Source organism: Superficieibacter sp. BNK-5, assembly GCF_047456055.1.
GTDB lineage: Bacteria > Pseudomonadota > Gammaproteobacteria > Enterobacterales > Enterobacteriaceae > Superficieibacter.
The window spans coordinates 3,474,935-3,491,201 of the sequence record NZ_CP179893.1; the positions used below are offsets into that span (position 1 = coordinate 3,474,935).

The following is a 16,267-nucleotide window of genomic DNA, read 5'->3' on the forward strand; positions in this document are numbered from 1 at the left end:
CCGGGATGGCGCGTCATGAAACTACAACAGCTTCGCTATATTGTTGAGGTGGTCAACCACAATCTCAACGTCTCTTCCACGGCGGAAGGGCTTTATACCTCGCAACCTGGCATCAGTAAGCAAGTCCGAATGCTGGAAGATGAGCTGGGGATCCAGATTTTTGCCCGCAGCGGTAAGCATCTGACGCAGGTGACCCCCGCTGGTCAGGAGATCATCCGCATTGCTCGCGAAGTGCTGTCGAAGGTTGACGCCATCAAGTCCGTTGCCGGAGAGCACACCTGGCCGGATAAAGGCTCGCTGTATGTTGCCACCACGCATACTCAGGCACGCTATGCATTGCCCGGAGTAATCAAAGGTTTTATCGAACGTTACCCGCGCGTGTCGTTGCATATGCATCAGGGATCACCGACGCAAATTGCCGAGGCGGTATCGAAAGGAAATGCCGATTTTGCGATTGCGACCGAGGCGCTACATCTTTATGACGATCTGGTCATGTTGCCGTGCTACCACTGGAACCGCTCGATTGTCGTGACGCCGGAGCATCCGCTGGCCGCCAAATCTTCAGTTACTATCGAAGAACTGGCCCAGTATCCGCTGGTAACGTATACCTTCGGGTTTACCGGCCGTTCGGAACTGGATACGGCCTTTAACCGCGCCGGATTAACCCCGCGTATTGTGTTTACCGCCACCGATGCGGACGTCATCAAAACGTACGTCAGGCTGGGGCTGGGAGTGGGGGTGATTGCCAGCATGGCGGTGGATCCAGTGTCCGACCCCGATCTGGTACGTCTGGATGCGCACGGTGTCTTTAGCCACAGCACGACCAAGATTGGCTTTCGTCGCAGCACGTTCCTGCGCAGCTACATGTATGATTTTATTCAGCGCTTTGCCCCACATCTGACGCGCGACGTGGTCGATACTGCCGTGGCATTGCGTTCCAATGAAGACATTGAAGAGATGTTTAAAGACATCAAATTGCCAGAAAAGTGATTCCTTCCTGACGATGGTCTCTCTCAGTGTGGGAGACCATTCTTACTATTAAGTCTCATATCCTCCGCTTTTACCCGGCAAAACTTAACAAAGTAGAAACAATTTTGTCATCCCGCCAGTTTGGCATTTCGATTATTTATTTCAGGTCAAAAGATTGAATAATTCCATTGATCCGGCGGGTAATTTCGCTGGATTTTTTGACGAATTTTGATTAGGATTTATCTCAAATAAGATTGTTTACGCCGATTGCTGGTGCTGAAAATGATAAGTAGTACCGATTTTACGAGGTTAGTCATGTCATCTGGAAGCGATCAGCCGAAAAGAGAGCCGGAGCTTAAGCGCAAAGCGTGGCGCGCCGTCTTCGTAGGTTCGGCTCTGTTTTGGGTGGCGCTGGTGCTGTTAATCTGGAAATTCTGGGGCTAATGACGTCCCTGAATGCGCGTCTTTTCATAACATTATAAAAAATACACCACAGCAATATAAGCCCTGTCCGCGAGGACAGGGGCAACAAATCACTCTTATGGTGTAAAAGATGAATCACAATAGCGATACAAAATATTGGTCATGGCTGGGCGTCCTGTCGTTCTCTGTGCTCTTTTGGGCGCAACTGGCCTGGATGTTGACTCACTAACCTTCTAAGACCCGGCTTCTGCCGGGTTTTCTTTTTCATTCCCCGCCGTTTATCAATTCGAGTTGTTATCAAAACGTTACGACATGTTTGTGTTATCTTTAATGCAACCCTGGAAAAAATCAGGGAATCGCAATCCCTGTCATTAAGGAGGAGCTATGTCGTTAACCCTACGCGAAGCCAGTAAGGATACATTAACGTTACAAGATAAAACCTGGCATTTTTACAGTTTGCCGCTGGCTGCAAAAGAAGTGGGAGATATTACCCGTCTCCCCAAGTCTCTGAAAGTATTGCTGGAAAACCTTCTGCGCTGGCAGGATGATGATTCTGTTACCGCCGACGATATTCACGCGCTGGCCGGATGGCTCCAAACTGGTCACGCCGACCGCGAAATTGCCTGGCGTCCTGCCAGGGTGTTAATGCAGGATTTCACCGGTGTTCCTGCGGTGGTGGATCTGGCCGCGATGCGCGAAGCCGTTAAACGCCTCGGTGGCGATACCGCTAAAGTAAACCCGCTTTCTCCTGTCGATCTGGTGATCGACCACTCGGTGACCGTCGATCATTTTGGTGATGATGATGCCTTTGGCGAGAACGTGCGCCTGGAAATGGAACGTAACCATGAACGCTACATCTTTCTGCGCTGGGGTCAGCAGGCCTTTAGCCGCTTTAGCGTTGTTCCGCCGGGCACCGGTATTTGCCACCAGGTCAATCTTGAGTACCTCGGAAAAGCCGTCTGGAGTGAGCTACAGGATAAAGAGTGGGTCGCGTATCCCGACTCGCTGGTCGGCACTGATTCCCATACCACAATGATCAACGGCCTTGGCGTGCTGGGTTGGGGCGTCGGGGGGATTGAGGCAGAGGCCGCGATGCTGGGTCAACCTGTCTCAATGCTGATCCCCGATGTAGTGGGTTTTAAACTGACCGGCAAGCTGAACGAAGGCATCACTGCCACCGATCTGGTGTTAACCGTCACCCAGATGCTGCGTAAGCATGGCGTGGTCGGTAAATTTGTTGAGTTTTACGGTGACGGGCTGGATTCCCTGCCGCTCGCCGACCGCGCTACTATCGCTAACATGGCTCCGGAATATGGTGCGACCTGCGGTTTCTTCCCGATTGACGGCGTGACCCTGGAATATATGCGCCTGAGCGGGCGTAGCGATGAACAGGTTGAACTGGTTGAAGCCTATGCCAAAGCGCAGGGGATGTGGCGAAATACCGGTGACGAACCTGTATTTACCAGCACCCTCGAACTGGATATGGGGGAGGTGGAAGCCAGCCTGGCCGGGCCGAAACGTCCTCAGGATCGCGTGGCGCTGGGCGATGTCCCTAATGCGTTTGCCGCCAGCGCCGAACTGGAAGTTAATACGTCGCATAAAGATCGCCAGTCCGTCGACTATACGCTGAACGGGCATCAGTATCAGTTGCCTGATGGCGCGGTGGCTATTGCCGCGATTACTTCCTGCACCAATACCTCTAACCCGAGCGTGCTGATGGCCGCAGGCTTACTGGCGAAAAAAGCCGTCAAGCTCGGACTGAAACGTCAGCCGTGGGTGAAAGCGTCTCTGGCTCCCGGTTCGAAAGTGGTCTCTGACTATTTAGCCCATGCGCGGCTGACACCTTACCTGGATGCGTTAGGCTTTAACCTCGTGGGCTATGGCTGTACCACTTGCATTGGCAACTCCGGTCCGCTGCCTGAACCAATTGAAGTGGCGATCAAGAAAGGCGATCTGACGGTCGGCGCTGTCCTTTCCGGCAACCGTAACTTTGAAGGGCGTATTCATCCGTTGATTAAAACCAACTGGCTGGCCTCGCCGCCGCTGGTGGTGGCCTACGCACTGGCCGGAAACATGAACATCAATCTGACTACCGACCCGCTGGGCCACGATCGCAAAGGCGATCCGGTTTACCTCAAGGATATCTGGCCGACCGGGCGTGAAATTGCCCGCGCCGTAGAAGAAGTCTCAACGGAGATGTTCCGCAAAGAGTACGCGGAAGTTTTCGAGGGCACGCCGGAGTGGAAATCGATCCAGGTCGAAAGCTCGGATACCTACGGCTGGCAGAGTGATTCAACCTATATTCGCCTTTCACCTTTCTTTGAGGATATGCTTGCCGAGCCAAAACCGGTTGAGGATATTCACGGTGCGCGGATCCTGGCGATGCTGGGTGACTCGGTCACTACCGACCATATCTCTCCGGCGGGCAATATTAAACCGGACAGCCCGGCAGGACGCTACCTGCTAAATCATGGTGTAGAGCGCCGCGAGTTCAACTCTTACGGTTCGCGTCGTGGTAATCATGAAGTGATGATGCGCGGCACGTTCGCCAATATCCGTATTCGCAATGAAATGGTGCCGGGCGTTGAAGGGGGAATGACGCGTCATCTGCCAGGGACGGAAGTGATTTCAATCTACGATGCCGCGATGCGTTATCAGCAGGAAGGTACCCCGCTGGCGGTGATTGCCGGGAAAGAGTACGGTTCCGGTTCCAGCCGTGACTGGGCGGCAAAAGGGCCGCGACTGCTTGGTATTCGCGTGGTTATCGCGGAGTCTTTCGAGCGTATTCACCGTTCTAACCTGATTGGGATGGGTATTTTACCGTTGGAATTTCCGCAGGGCACGACGCGCAAATCGCTGGGGCTGACCGGGGAAGAGCGTATTGATGTGGCTGGTTTGCAGAACATCAAACCCGGCGCGGATATCGCCGTAAACCTGACCCGGGTGGATGGCTCGTCTGAGGTAATTCATTGCCGTTGCCGTATTGATACAGCGACGGAACTGACCTATTACCAGAACGATGGGATCCTGCACTACGTAATCCGTAATATGCTTAATTGACCGGCTGTGAAACTGCCCGGTGGCGCTACGCTTACCGGGCCTACGATAATTGTGTAACCCGCTGATATTCTTGGGAGTGTAGGCCGGGTAAGGCGAAGCCACCACCCGGCATTATCCGGTATGGGCGTCAGCACCGTGCCCTGATGCCCCGTGGCGCTGCGCTTACCGGGCCTACGATAATTATGTAACCCGCTGATATTGTGGGGAGTGTAGGCCGGGTAAGATGCGCCAGCATCGCCACCCGGCACAATCACTCTCCGGAGCCGTTATTGACTCTCTATACGCACCCAAGCTCCTGCAACACGCTCAACCATCGCGCCACAACCTACTTACCCAACAAATGCCCCATCTTCGCCGCTTTAGTATCGAGGTAATGTTCGTTATTCGGATTACGGCCGACAATCAGCGGAACGCGCTCGACAATGTTAATTCCCGCCTCGGTTAAAATTTCGACTTTTAGCGGATTGTTGGTCAGCAGGCGAACTTCATCCACGCCCAGCAGCTTGAACATATCGGCGCAGAGCGTAAAGTCGCGCTCGTCGGCAGCAAAACCTAACTGATGATTGGCTTCCACGGTGTCATAGCCCTGATCCTGCAACGCATAAGCGCGAATTTTATTCAGCAGCCCAATATTACGTCCTTCCTGCCGATGGTAGAGCAGCACGCCACGGCCTTCTTCAGCAATATGCGTTAACGCGGCTTCCAGTTGAAAGCCACAGTCGCAGCGCAAACTGAAGAGGGCATCACCCGTCAGGCATTCTGAATGGACTCGCGCCAGCACCGGCGTCTGCCCGGAAATATCGCCATAGACCAGGGCGACATGATCCTGCCCGGTTGCCAGTTCTTCAAATCCCACCATCAGGAAATCGCCCCAGGGGGTTGGCAGTTTGGCTTCTGCCACTCGTTTAAGCTGCATGTGATTCTCCAGATTATGCGGACACCTTTCGTGTCTTCTGTATGTCGCTATTTTGCCACAATGTTTTCTACTTCACCTAATTACCCGATTTTGAACGCACATTAAGCGAACAAACGCGCGATTCGCGCCGCATCGCTGAATTTCAGTTATGATTTGTGCAGCCATTTTAAAAGGAGTGACTATGTTTTCCATCGCCAGACGCACATCAGCAGGCGCAGCCTTATTACTCATCATGCCTGTGGCGGTATGGCTCTCAGGATGGCGGTGGGAACCGGGGCTGAACTCATGGTGGTTAAAAACCCTCTACTGGGTAACGGAGACGGTCACTCAGCCCTGGGGGATCATTACGCATGTGGTACTTTGCGGATGGTTTTTCTGGTGCCTGCGTTTTCGGTTACGTCCGGCCATTATGCTGTTTGCTATTCTCGGCGGCGCAATCCTGATCGGTCAGGGAGCGAAATCGTGGGTAAAGCAGCAGGTGCAGGAGCCACGACCCTTTGTGCTGTGGCTGGAAAAAACCCATCATATTCCGGTGGATGAGTTCTACACTTTAAAACGTAAAGCGCGCGGCGAGATGGTGAAAGAATTGCTGACGGAACAGGACAATATCCCTTCTTTTTTGCGTAAACACTGGCAAAAAGAGACGGGTTTTGCTTTTCCTTCAGGACACACTCTTTTTGCCGCAAGCTGGGCATTGCTTGGCGTAGGGCTGTTATGGCCGCGTCGTCGCAGGATCACCATCGCCGTATTGTTGCTCTGGGCAACGGCGGTCATGGGGAGTCGTATGCTGTTGGGGATGCACTGGCCGCGTGATTTAGTCGTTGCTACCCTGATATCCTGGTTGCTGGTGACCGTCGCTGTTTGGCTGGCGCAACGTATCTGTGGCCCGCTGACGCCACCGGGTGAAGAAGCACGGGAAATCAAAGAACGAGAGCAGAAAAGCTAAGAAGGGTTGAAAATCTGTTCATTTGCCCCTAAATCCAGCACTGGTGTGACGCTTTCCCATTTCGTCTATAGCATGAAAATGGTACTTTATAAGGCTGGAAGCGCCAGGCTGCATACTATTTAAACGCTCACACCACATAACGGGAAGTAATGTGAAATATTTACTCATTTTCTTATTGGTATTAGCGATTTTCGTCATCTCGGTCACGTTAGGTGCTCAAAACGATCAGGTGGTGACTTTCAACTATTTGCTGGCGCAGGGAGAGTTCAGAATCTCCACGTTGCTGGCAGCGCTCTTTGCTGCGGGCTTTGCCATCGGCTGGTTAATCTGCGGCCTTTTCTGGCTGCGCCTTCGCGTCTCGCTGCTGTATGCTGAACGACGACTCAAGCGTCGGGAAAATCAAACCCTGAGCACGCCAGTGCCGACAGAGCCGGGCGTACCGGTAGCGAAGGAATAACCATTTATGCTGGAGTTGTTGTTTCTGCTTTTACCCGTTGCGGCTGCCTATGGGTGGTACATGGGGCGCAGAAGTGCACAACAGTCCAAACAGGACGACGCGAATCGCCTGTCACGTGACTACGTGACCGGGGTTAACTTCCTGTTAAGCAACCAACAGGATAAGGCGGTGGATCTGTTCCTCGATATGTTAAAAGAGGATACCGGCACCGTCGAGGCTCATCTCACCCTTGGGAACCTGTTCCGCTCCCGCGGCGAGGTGGATCGCGCCATCCGTATTCACCAGACCTTAATGGAAAGCGCCTCGCTGACTTACGATCAGCGTCTGCTGGCGGTACAGCAACTTGGCCGCGATTACATGGCGGCGGGGATGTACGATCGCGCCGAGGACATGTTCAGTCAACTGGTCGATGAAACCGATTTTCGCATCAGCGCACTGCAACAACTGCTGCAAATCGCCCAGGCGACGAGCGACTGGCAAAAAGCCATCGATGTTGCCGAGCGTCTGGTAAAGCTGGGTAAAGAAAAACATCGTGGCGAAATTGCCCATTTTTACTGTGAGCTTGCGCTGCAGCAGATGGGCAATGACGACATGGACAAAGCGATGACGCTGCTGAAAAAAGGCGCGTCGGCCGATCGTAATAGCGCCCGCATTTCCATCATGATGGGACGCGTATTCATGGCTAAAGGCGAATATGCAAAGGCGGTTGAAAGTCTGCTGCGGGTCATTAATCAGGATAAAGAACTGGTTAGCGAAACGCTCGAGATGCTGCAAACCTGCTATCAGCAGCTTGGTAATCATGATGAATGGGCTGCATTTTTACATCGCTGCGTAGAAGAGAACGTCGGCGCGACGGCAGAACTGATGCTGGCCGATATCGTTGAGGAGCGCGAGGGGCAGGAGAGTGCGCAGGTTTATGTCACGCGCCATCTGCAGCAACACCCGACGATGCGTGTTTTTCATAAGCTGATGGACTACCACCTTAATGAAGCGGAAGAGGGCCGGGCTAAAGAGAGCCTGATGGTGCTGCGCGACATGGTGGGCGAGCAGATACGCAGTAAGCCGCGTTTCCGCTGTCAGAAATGCGGTTTTACGGCCTATACGCTTTACTGGCACTGTCCGTCCTGCCGGGCCTGGTCGACGGTTAAACCTATTCGCGGGCTTGACGGGCAATAATTAAAAAAAACACCTCTTTAGTTACAACATACTATTACTCCCTTATCCCCCTGATTTCCACCCGCGTGCCCGCGTCGCCTGGCAGCAAAAAATGCGGCCTGTTCATTTTGCGCCGTCGCAGGTAGAATGCTCGCCGTTTACCTTTTTTGCGCCTCTCACGCGCCATCATCAGGAAGGTTCGGTCATGACGTCTACAGATTCATCCTCTTCACGCTCCTCCACACGTTCTCCCGTCGTAGTAGCACTGGACTATGATAACCGTGACAATGCGCTGGCATTTGTTGACCGTATTGATCCTCAGGATTGCCGCCTTAAAGTGGGGAAGGAGATGTTTACCCGCTTTGGCCCTCAACTGGTCCGCGACCTTCAGCAGCGCGGCTTCGAGGTCTTTCTGGACCTCAAATTCCACGATATTCCTAATACCACCGCCCGGGCCGTCGCGGCGGCAGCCGATCTTGGGGTCTGGATGGTCAACGTACACGCGACCGGCGGGGCGCGGATGATGAATGCGGCGCGTGAAGCGCTGCTACCGTTCGGTAATGATGCGCCATTGCTTATTGCTGTGACGGTATTGACCAGTATGGAGAGCAGCGACCTTGCAGATTTAGGCGTGACGTTGTCACCGACTGATTATGCTGCGAAACTTGCCCATCTGACGCAGCAATGTGGCCTGGATGGCGTGGTCTGTTCCGCGCAGGAAGCGGTGCGCTTTAAGCAGGAATTAGGCAGCGCGTTTAAATTGGTTACGCCGGGGATCCGCCCGCTGGGTAGTGACGCCGGCGATCAGCGCCGAATTATGACGCCGGAGCAGGCGCAGGCCGCGGGCGTGGATTATATGGTAATTGGTCGCCCGGTTACGCAGTCAGCCGATCCTTTACTCACATTACGCACCATCAATGCATCGTTGCGTAAGGAGGCATAATGAACGATTCGTCTAACTCCCGGCTGGTCTATTCTACAGAAACTGGCCGTATTAATGAGCCTGCTGTAGTACCGGAAAGGCCCAAAGGGGATGGTATCGTGCGCATTCAGCGCCAGACCAGCGGACGCAAAGGCAAAGGCGTGTGCTTAATTACGGGTATTGACGCAGATGACGCAACGCTTAATAAACTGGCCGCCGAGTTAAAGAAAAAATGCGGCTGTGGCGGCGCGCTGAAAGACGGCGTAATTGAAATTCAGGGTGATAAGCGAGATCTGATTAAATCGCTTCTCGAAGCTAAAGGAATGAAAGTTAAACTGGCAGGCGGCTAATCCAATGCTCGAACCACGGCGAAAAGCCGTGGTTCGTATAGAGGATGCGTTATTTGCGATAAAATAACGCAGAATAAATCGGAGATATTATTTGCTGACCTGGTGACCGATAACACCACCGACTGCCGCGCCGCCCAGCGTGCCCAGCGCGCTGCCGTCAGAGAGCACCGCACCACCGATAGCACCTGCACCGGCCCCCAGTGCCGTATTACGGTCGCGTTTAGACCAGTTCGAACATGCGCTCAGAGATATTGCTACAGTCACAGCCAGAACCACAGCGGCCATTTTTTTACTCGTTAAGTTCATCATACCTTCTCCTGAATAATTGATTCATGGAAGAATTTCCCTTTTATTATAGCTGCTGGCAATAATATTGGGGCCGTCCATGAGTATTGTTGTGCAGGTGGAAAAAAATCACGCAGGTGATCGTTCTGGCCTGTCGTTTCGTTAAGCTAATTTTAGGTGTTTCCCTTTGATCAGACAGGTAAAAACTCTTAATTAGTAACCAGGATAAATCTCAGAGAAGGGCATGCAGCCGCCATGAGGCAGGCTGCATGCAGTCAGGCAGGATTAACGATATCGACGTGCAGACCAGACTGAACTAGCTGAAGGCGCATTTCTTCGCTCAGGCCGGCGTCAGTCACCAGTCGGTGAAGGTGTGTGGACGGGCCTAACGGATAGGGATGGACGGCACCAAACTTTGAACTATCAGAAAGCACGATCGTTTCACCGCCTTTTTCCAGCACCGCGTTTACCACATCTGCCCGCATCATATCGCGGCCGGTAAAGCCCGTATCAGGATGCCAGCCGTCAATACCGATAAACGCTTTGTGAAAATGGACATTCTGCGCATAGAAACGCGTAAGAGGGCCAATCATACTTTCACTGGTCTTTTGATAAATACCGCCGAGGAGAATGACTTCGCCGGGGCTGTCTTTCAGCAAATGTGCAATATAACTGCTGACCGTAACAATAGTGGTCGCTTTAGTTTCAGCCAGAATACGCGCCAGTAAGGCATTGCAGCTTCCGTTTTCAATAAATACCGTCTCACCGGGCGCAACCAGCGTCGACGCAAACTCGGCAATGTCGTGTTTCTGGGAGAAATTACTGAGCATCCGTGTTTCGACATTATCATTATCAAGCGGTACGGCGGCACCATGTTGTCGGCGCAAATAACTCTGCTTTTCGAGTAATGTCAGATCATGACGAATAGTCACTTCCGAGACGTTAAGGGTTTTTGCGAGTTCAGAAACGCTCATTCGCCCCTTATCGGTCACCATTTGAATAATATTGTGTTGTCGGGAATTCATAGTCGTAACGTCACGTCCCTTGTTATGTAACCAGCATGATTAGCCTGATGCTAAATTTCCCAGGGTGATTTTGGTGCGCCTTGTTCATCAGGCCGTTCGCGATTTGACTGTTCCAGAAGCTCAGCTTTAAGTATTTCTAAGTTATGGATAGCAGAGTGGTAATCGCCAGCAACCAGGATATCAAGCACGGTATCAATACGTTGTGCCACATTGTGCGGATTAAGATCGGCCATGTCGAAACCTTTATCAAAAAGCGAATAAATTCAATGATGCAAAAATTGATGATAAAAGAAAAGTAAAAAAATCTTCTATGAATGAATAACTCTTGTTTGATACTCCCGATACCATTTTTCAAACGCCTCTGCTGGCATTGGTTTGGCAAATAAGAATCCCTGTCTTTCGTTTACGCCATTTCGGGTGAGGAAGATATCCTCCTTTTTTGTTTCCACGCCTTCAGCAATAACCCGAAGCTGGAGCGCCTGGGCGAAGGCAATAATGGCCCTGACCAGCGATTGCGATACCGCCTGTTGGTGAACATCGCGAACAAAACTTTGATCCAGCTTGATGGCATTGATGGGAAAATGCGCCAGCTTTGAAAGAGACGAATACCCTGTCCCAAAATCATCAAGATGGATTTGCGCGCCTAACTGGCTGAATTGCTGAATGACTGAATGCGCCTGCTCGGCGTTTTCAATCAGGCAGCTTTCGGTCAGTTCGACATCAATCGGGCAATCGTCAAAATGAAATTCTTTTAGTGCCTGAATCAGATCGCTAAAAATCGACTGATCCGCCAGCTGGCGAGCCGAAACGTTGACCGCCACGCGCAGATGAATGCCCTTATCACGCCAGGCCGCGACCTGGCGCACCACTTCCAGCATCACCCAGCGTCCGAGGGGCACAATAAGACCAGACTCTTCGGCATAGGCAATAAACTCCTGCGGCGGGATCAATCCACGCTCAGGCGACTGCCAGCGGACCAGCGCTTCCAGACTATGCACCTCACCATCCCAGTCAATTTTGGGCTGATAATGAATATGCAGCTGTAAGTTCTCCAGCGCCTTGCGCAGGTTAGTATCCAGCCACAAATATTCGAACACCCGCTGATTCATTTCCGGGGCGAACACGCAGAATTTGCCCCGGCCATTCTCTTTCGCGGTATACATGGCGGTATCCGCATTGCGAATAACACTCTCGCGATCCTCTCCGTGCTGCGGCGCAATTGCAATGCCAAGTGAACAACGGGTATAAACTTCTATCAGGCCGATACGGAAGGGCTGCTGAAGCTGTTGCAGAATACGCGATGACATGGCTTCCAGTGCGCCCTGTGACGTATTGGTCGCCAGCACGATAAATTCATCGCCACCCAGTCGCGCCAGCAACTGACCTTCTTCCAGGCAGCTTAAAATAGCCAGCGATACGGCCTGGAGCAGGCGGTCGCCAAACATATGTCCATAGGCATCGTTTATTTTTTTGAAGTTATCGAGATCCAGATAAACAATACCCACCTGCGTATCACCACGCAGTTCGATGGCGTCGCCAATCAGCGCCTGAATGGCGTTGCGATTCGGTAATCCGGTCACGCTGTCGGTATTCGCCAGTACCCGCAAATGTTCCTGAGCACGCCGCTCTTCAGTAATATCGGTGCCAGAACAGATAAGGAAAATTTCATTTTTACCGCTACCGCTGTGGACAAACTTATTACGGAACAGAAAAAGACGTTGCCCTTTGCGGGTGTTGATCCAGCGCTCTACCTCATAGGAACTGCCGTTATTAAAAAAGTCATTAATATACTCCCTGGACGCATTCGCCTCGCCCGGCGTCATAAAAAGATTAAAAATGCTTTGTCCTATGACTTCATGTTCTTTCTTACCGGCATATTCTTCGCTAAGGCGATTGAAACGCTGAATATTTCCGTGGCGGTCAAGAATAACAATAACCGAGTTCGCTTCAGAAACCACCTGTTCAGCAAAGGAAAGACTCTGTGCCAGATCGCGCGCGACGGAGGAGGTGTCATTCCACGCTGAGGACGTGCCTGCCCATTCGTCAGCGCTGACTTTTCGCCCAACCAGATGAATGGGGATCTCACAATTATAAATAGTGAGCGTGATCTTAAGGCTGGAGGTAATAACACTCAGCTCACGTATCCGTGCGGCCTGCTCTGCGGAAAGGGTAATAACCTGAGTGAGAGATGCGCTTTCATGGGCCGTCAGATGTAGAGTATTACTGTGCGCTTTAAACCGCCAGTGCGGGCTGGGACTCCCTGTTAAACGGGACAGAAGATTATGCTCAGGCTCGTTTTTCATATCCTCTCCGCACAATAAATATGTTTTAAATAAGCGTATTTATGCCCGGCACGGTGTGTGTCGACTCTTTCAGTGTGAACGCTTTTATTGTTTTTGGCGGAAAATTTTAAAGAAATGGTAGGGATATCGCATTAGTGCGGTGAATATAAAAACGGCTTCCCGTTTTCACGGAAAGCCGTTTCATGACGTTAACAGTAATCAGGCGGCTGGACGCGCGATAACGCTGCGGGTTTCCAGACGAACTTCAGCGATGGTCACGTCAATCACCTCGGTGACTTTGAAGACCACTTCACCTTTGATTTGCACAGTGCCGTTTTCCTGGCTGCAAACCAGTTCGTCGCGCACGGCATGCAGGAAGGGTGCCGGGATAAAGGCAACCGCGCCGTTATCCACCAGACGCACGCGCATCCCGCCACGGCTGATATCAATAATCTCTGCGGCAAAGCGGGTGTCCGTTCCGGCATTATCTTTCAGGAAGCGGGCATACAGCCAGTCGCCGACATCGCGTTCAGCCATCCGGTTCAGGCGACGACGTTCCGCCATCTGCACGGTAACATCCGCTTGCGGCCGTTCAACAGACGCCCCTTTGATCACGGCTTTCAGCAAACGATGGTTGATCATATCGCCATACTTACGGATCGGTGAGGTCCAGGTGGCGTAGGCATCAAGACCGAGACCAAAGTGGGGACCCGGTTCGACGCTGATTTCCGCGTAGGACTGGAAGCGACGAATACGACTGTCGAGGAAGCTGGTCGGCTGGGCATCCAGCTCGCGACGTAGCTTGCAGAAACCTTCCAGGGTCAGGACTTCTTCGGTATCCACATGCATCCCGTGCGTTTTTAGCAGGGCAGCAAGCTGCTCGCTATTAGCCGGATCGAAACCGGTATGGACGTTGTAGATGCCAAAGCCGAGCTTATCACGCAGCACGCGAGCGGCGCAGATGTTAGCGGCAATCATCGACTCTTCAACAATGCGGTTGGCAATACGGCGAGGCTCGGCCACGATATCCAGCACTTCACCTTTCTCGCCCAGCACAAAGCGATAATCCGGACGATCTTTAAACACGAGCGCATGGTTATGACGCCATTCGCCGCGTTTCAGGCAAATCTGGTTTAACAGCGTAATCTGCCCGGCAATACGTTCACTCGGCGGCTGCCAGCTACCGTTATTCTCCAGCCAGTCGGAGACGTTGTCATAGGCCAGCTTTGCTTTGGATTCAATAGTTGCAGCGAAGAATTCGATCTCGTCTTCAATCGCGCCTTCTGCATCAACGATCATCCGGCAGGCCAGCACCGGACGAACTTCCTGTGGACGCAGGGAGCAAAGATTGTCCGACAGTTCACGCGGCAGCATCGGGATATTAAAGCCCGGCAGATAGTTGGTAAAAGCGCGCACTTTAGCGGCTTCATCCAGTTTACTGCCTTCAGCGATCCATGCCGTCGGATCGGCAATCGCGACGGTTAATTGCAGCTTGCCGTCAGCCAGCGCTTCAGCGTACAGCGCATCGTCCATATCTTCGGTGCTGGCACTGTCAATAGTCACGAAGTCCAGCGCGGTTAAATCCTGGCGCTCAAGGGCCTCGTCCATTATTTCAGTCGCATTCCCTTCCGGCGCGTCTTTTTCCAGATTATGCCGTGCCAGGGTGACCCACCACGGAACGAAATGATCGTCGCCAAAAGTAATAAATTGCGTCAGTTCGGCATAGAAACTGCGGTCGCCCTTAAGCGGATGGCGGCGCATCTCGGCCACAGCCCAGTCGCCATTCTGAAAATCGTGCGCCACGCCGCGTTCGGCGCGACACGGAACCGCGTCTTTCAGCAAAGGATGATCGGGTACGATAGAAAGACGGTCATCTTTCTTCTGAACCTTGCCGACGAAGCGGGTAAGAAAAGGTTCCACAAGCTCTTCCGGCTCCGCGCTTTCACGATCTTTCTCGCTATGAATAACGGCAATAATACGGTCGCCGTGCATCACTTTTTTCATCTGCGGCGGTGGAATAAAGTAGCTTTTTTGCGCATCGACTTCGAGGAAGCCAAAGCCCTTTTCCGTGGCTTTAACGACCCCTTCAGCACGCGGGGTCTGGGAATGTAGTTGCTGTTTAAGCTGCGCGAGCAGCGGGTTATCCTGAAGCATAGTGATGTATTTTCGTGGCCTAAGAGCGGCTGACAGTTTTACGCGAATCTTACCTTTCCAGCAAGCGCTGTTTGCCCCTTTTCCCTGGACAATGTCGGGTTAAGCGGTTTCGCCCAGCGCGATCCTTAGCCGATTCAGCCAGCCGCACAAACCGCTCCATGCAAGCAGGTTAACCGCCTGCTCGACGGAGAGGCCATGTTCGATAAGCGGCGTGAATTGGGCGGCGCTAAAGCGATCTGGCGCGCGGGTTAGTAGCTGAACCGCCTGAATGATAGCCTGTTCAATAGGGCGGTTTTGACTCCAGGATCCTGACGCTTTCTCCCCGTCGAAAGCGTATTCTGCCGCGCCGTCGACGGTGACGCGCCAGGTGTTAAAACAACTTACGCTGCCATTGATGCGGGCTGTAATCAGCGCGGCCAGCCCGGTAAAAGGACCCTCTGGCAGGGCCTTGATAAGCCTCGCCGTCGCATCGAGCGTGCGACAATCATATACCAGCAGGGGAACCAGACCCTCCAGCGGCGGCAGGGCCTGCCATTTGCTCAGCGTCGCAGCCTGTTCTGCGCTGGCGTGGTGGGCTTCAATACCGCCAATGGCGGGGAACCACTGCGCATCCGGATTAGTAAAACGCGTCGCCAGCGCATCTTCCTGCACCGGCATGCCGGGGATCCAGCGCACCGGGTGGCCGAGCAGCGCCTGGAAGGTAGAGAGCACGCGCGCCTGAAAACCGATAAATCCGCTGATTTGATTGATCAGCACGATATCATGAGTGGTCAGTCCGACATCTTCGAGCTGCGCTCTGGCCTGCGGGGTGATCACTGACGGCGAGCTGGCAAGTTGACGAGCATACTGGGTGATCTGCGCCAGGCGGTGATTACTTTCACGGGAAGAGTCAGGTCCGGGCAAAGGGGCCAGTCGCGCGGCATAGTGATTGCACAACCGCTGTACGCCATATACCTGCGCGACGGTTAAGGCGGTGCTCAGACGATCGTAAGCGCTGAACGTTTGCAAACGCGTGACCGCCACGGTATCCGGGAAAAGTAACGTTGTCAGCTCTCTGGCCGGGGCGATCCAGGTTTCACAGGCGGCAAGAAGCGACGCGGGCAGCGTAAGTTCAAGCAGGAAGCGGTCCTCAACGTGAGCGGCTTCAGGGACTAGCGGCAGAACGTCTGCCGGACAGGTACTGGACTGAGTCTCATGATACCAGTGGCTTTTACCGGAAACGCGGCGTTGCTCCATGGGCTTTCCTTGATCTGAAGGTGGCGACCCGCGCGAATGCAGACGCTATGCAGCGGATCGTTTTAACCTGGATATCCTGGCTTAAGC

The 16,267-nt window shown here is 53.0% G+C and carries 16 protein-coding genes; 9 read left to right on the forward strand and 7 right to left on the reverse strand.

Going from position 1 to position 16,267, the window contains the following annotated elements; all coding sequences use genetic code 11:
* The first annotated feature begins 15 nt into the window (after positions 1-15).
* The 4 genes from cysB to acnA all read left to right on the forward strand — a co-directional run bounded on the left by cysB (position 16) and on the right by acnA (position 4,452).
* Positions 16-990 carry an HTH-type transcriptional regulator CysB gene (gene cysB, locus ACMGGS_RS16610; protein ID WP_414163531.1) on the forward strand — a complete coding sequence of 325 codons (975 nt, stop codon included), beginning with the start codon at positions 16-18 and terminating at the stop codon, positions 988-990.
* A gap of 294 nt (positions 991-1,284) precedes the next feature.
* Positions 1,285-1,413: a YmiA family putative membrane protein gene (locus ACMGGS_RS16615; protein WP_414163532.1), complete on the forward strand. Its 129-nt coding sequence runs from the start codon at positions 1,285-1,287 to the stop codon at positions 1,411-1,413.
* Positions 1,414-1,522: 109 nt separating this feature from the next.
* A complete protein-coding gene (gene ymiC / locus ACMGGS_RS16620; protein WP_414163533.1) occupies positions 1,523-1,621 on the forward strand; it encodes a small membrane protein YmiC in 99 nt (32 codons plus the stop codon).
* A 155-nt stretch (positions 1,622-1,776) separates the two neighbouring features.
* Complete coding sequence (acnA, locus tag ACMGGS_RS16625; protein WP_414163534.1) at positions 1,777-4,452, forward strand: aconitate hydratase AcnA; 2,676 nt, start codon at positions 1,777-1,779, stop codon at positions 4,450-4,452.
* A gap of 325 nt (positions 4,453-4,777) precedes the next feature.
* Here the strand turns inward: acnA and ribA are convergent, their stop codons facing one another.
* Positions 4,778-5,368, reverse strand: coding sequence for a GTP cyclohydrolase II (gene ribA / locus ACMGGS_RS16630; protein WP_194208427.1), 591 nt, complete (start codon positions 5,366-5,368; stop codon positions 4,778-4,780).
* A gap of 181 nt (positions 5,369-5,549) precedes the next feature.
* Here ribA and pgpB point away from each other — a divergent pair, with 181 nt between their 5' ends.
* The 5 genes from pgpB to yciH all read left to right on the forward strand — a co-directional run bounded on the left by pgpB (position 5,550) and on the right by yciH (position 9,198).
* Positions 5,550-6,314: a phosphatidylglycerophosphatase B gene (gene pgpB, locus ACMGGS_RS16635; RefSeq protein ID WP_414163535.1), complete on the forward strand. Its 765-nt coding sequence runs from the start codon at positions 5,550-5,552 to the stop codon at positions 6,312-6,314.
* A gap of 151 nt (positions 6,315-6,465) precedes the next feature.
* Positions 6,466-6,771, forward strand: coding sequence for a LapA family protein (locus ACMGGS_RS16640; protein ID WP_414163536.1), 306 nt, complete (start codon positions 6,466-6,468; stop codon positions 6,769-6,771).
* Between the two features lie 6 nt (positions 6,772-6,777).
* Positions 6,778-7,947 (forward strand): lipopolysaccharide assembly protein LapB, encoded by a 1,170-nt coding sequence (gene lapB, locus ACMGGS_RS16645; protein ID WP_414163537.1) that lies wholly within the window; start codon positions 6,778-6,780, stop codon positions 7,945-7,947.
* Positions 7,948-8,131: 184 nt separating this feature from the next.
* Positions 8,132-8,869 carry an orotidine-5'-phosphate decarboxylase gene (gene pyrF, locus ACMGGS_RS16650; RefSeq protein ID WP_414163538.1) on the forward strand — a complete coding sequence of 246 codons (738 nt, stop codon included), beginning with the start codon at positions 8,132-8,134 and terminating at the stop codon, positions 8,867-8,869.
* Positions 8,869-9,198: a stress response translation initiation inhibitor YciH gene (gene yciH, locus ACMGGS_RS16655; RefSeq protein ID WP_414163539.1), complete on the forward strand. Its 330-nt coding sequence runs from the start codon at positions 8,869-8,871 to the stop codon at positions 9,196-9,198. Before pyrF ends, yciH begins: the two co-directional genes overlap by 1 nt.
* Before the next feature lie 87 nt (positions 9,199-9,285).
* Here yciH and osmB read toward each other — a convergent pair whose 3' ends face one another.
* From osmB to ACMGGS_RS16685, 6 genes are all read right to left on the reverse strand, one after another.
* Positions 9,286-9,504, reverse strand: coding sequence for an osmotically-inducible lipoprotein OsmB (gene osmB, locus ACMGGS_RS16660; protein ID WP_194208513.1), 219 nt, complete (start codon positions 9,502-9,504; stop codon positions 9,286-9,288).
* A gap of 254 nt (positions 9,505-9,758) precedes the next feature.
* Positions 9,759-10,508 carry a DNA-binding transcriptional regulator YciT gene (locus ACMGGS_RS16665; RefSeq protein ID WP_414163540.1) on the reverse strand — a complete coding sequence of 250 codons (750 nt, stop codon included), beginning with the start codon at positions 10,506-10,508 and terminating at the stop codon, positions 9,759-9,761.
* Positions 10,509-10,558: 50 nt separating this feature from the next.
* Positions 10,559-10,741: a hypothetical protein gene (locus tag ACMGGS_RS16670; RefSeq protein WP_414163541.1), complete on the reverse strand. Its 183-nt coding sequence runs from the start codon at positions 10,739-10,741 to the stop codon at positions 10,559-10,561.
* Positions 10,742-10,816: 75 nt separating this feature from the next.
* Positions 10,817-12,811, reverse strand: a complete 1,995-nt coding sequence (gene pdeR, locus ACMGGS_RS16675) for a cyclic di-GMP phosphodiesterase (RefSeq protein WP_414163542.1) — start codon at positions 12,809-12,811, stop codon at positions 10,817-10,819.
* A gap of 198 nt (positions 12,812-13,009) precedes the next feature.
* Positions 13,010-14,944, reverse strand: coding sequence for an exoribonuclease II (locus tag ACMGGS_RS16680; protein ID WP_414163543.1), 1,935 nt, complete (start codon positions 14,942-14,944; stop codon positions 13,010-13,012).
* Between the two features lie 99 nt (positions 14,945-15,043).
* On the reverse strand, positions 15,044-16,180 hold the full coding sequence (locus ACMGGS_RS16685) for a CMD domain-containing protein (protein WP_414163544.1): 1,137 nt from the start codon (positions 16,178-16,180) through the stop codon (positions 15,044-15,046).
* Between the last annotated feature and the right edge of the window lie 87 nt (positions 16,181-16,267).

Excerpts from the sequence above, each read along its gene's own strand:
- cysB (WP_414163531.1), top strand. The coding sequence starts at position 16 with ATGAAACTACAACAGCTTCGCTATATTGTTGAGGTGGTCAACCACAAT.
- ACMGGS_RS16615 (WP_414163532.1), top strand. The coding sequence starts at position 1,285 with ATGTCATCTGGAAGCGATCAGCCGAAAAGAGAGCCGGAGCTTAAGCGC.
- ymiC (WP_414163533.1), top strand. The coding sequence starts at position 1,523 with ATGAATCACAATAGCGATACAAAATATTGGTCATGGCTGGGCGTCCTG.
- acnA (WP_414163534.1), top strand. The coding sequence starts at position 1,777 with ATGTCGTTAACCCTACGCGAAGCCAGTAAGGATACATTAACGTTACAA.
- ribA (WP_194208427.1), bottom strand. The coding sequence starts at position 5,368 with ATGCAGCTTAAACGAGTGGCAGAAGCCAAACTGCCAACCCCCTGGGGC.
- pgpB (WP_414163535.1), top strand. The coding sequence starts at position 5,550 with ATGTTTTCCATCGCCAGACGCACATCAGCAGGCGCAGCCTTATTACTC.
- lapB (WP_414163537.1), top strand. The coding sequence starts at position 6,778 with ATGCTGGAGTTGTTGTTTCTGCTTTTACCCGTTGCGGCTGCCTATGGG.
- pyrF (WP_414163538.1), top strand. The coding sequence starts at position 8,132 with ATGACGTCTACAGATTCATCCTCTTCACGCTCCTCCACACGTTCTCCC.
- yciH (WP_414163539.1), top strand. The coding sequence starts at position 8,869 with ATGAACGATTCGTCTAACTCCCGGCTGGTCTATTCTACAGAAACTGGC.
- osmB (WP_194208513.1), bottom strand. The coding sequence starts at position 9,504 with ATGAACTTAACGAGTAAAAAAATGGCCGCTGTGGTTCTGGCTGTGACT.
- ACMGGS_RS16665 (WP_414163540.1), bottom strand. The coding sequence starts at position 10,508 with ATGAATTCCCGACAACACAATATTATTCAAATGGTGACCGATAAGGGG.
- ACMGGS_RS16670 (WP_414163541.1), bottom strand. The coding sequence starts at position 10,741 with ATGGCCGATCTTAATCCGCACAATGTGGCACAACGTATTGATACCGTG.
- pdeR (WP_414163542.1), bottom strand. The coding sequence starts at position 12,811 with ATGAAAAACGAGCCTGAGCATAATCTTCTGTCCCGTTTAACAGGGAGT.
- ACMGGS_RS16680 (WP_414163543.1), bottom strand. The coding sequence starts at position 14,944 with ATGCTTCAGGATAACCCGCTGCTCGCGCAGCTTAAACAGCAACTACAT.
- ACMGGS_RS16685 (WP_414163544.1), bottom strand. The coding sequence starts at position 16,180 with ATGGAGCAACGCCGCGTTTCCGGTAAAAGCCACTGGTATCATGAGACT.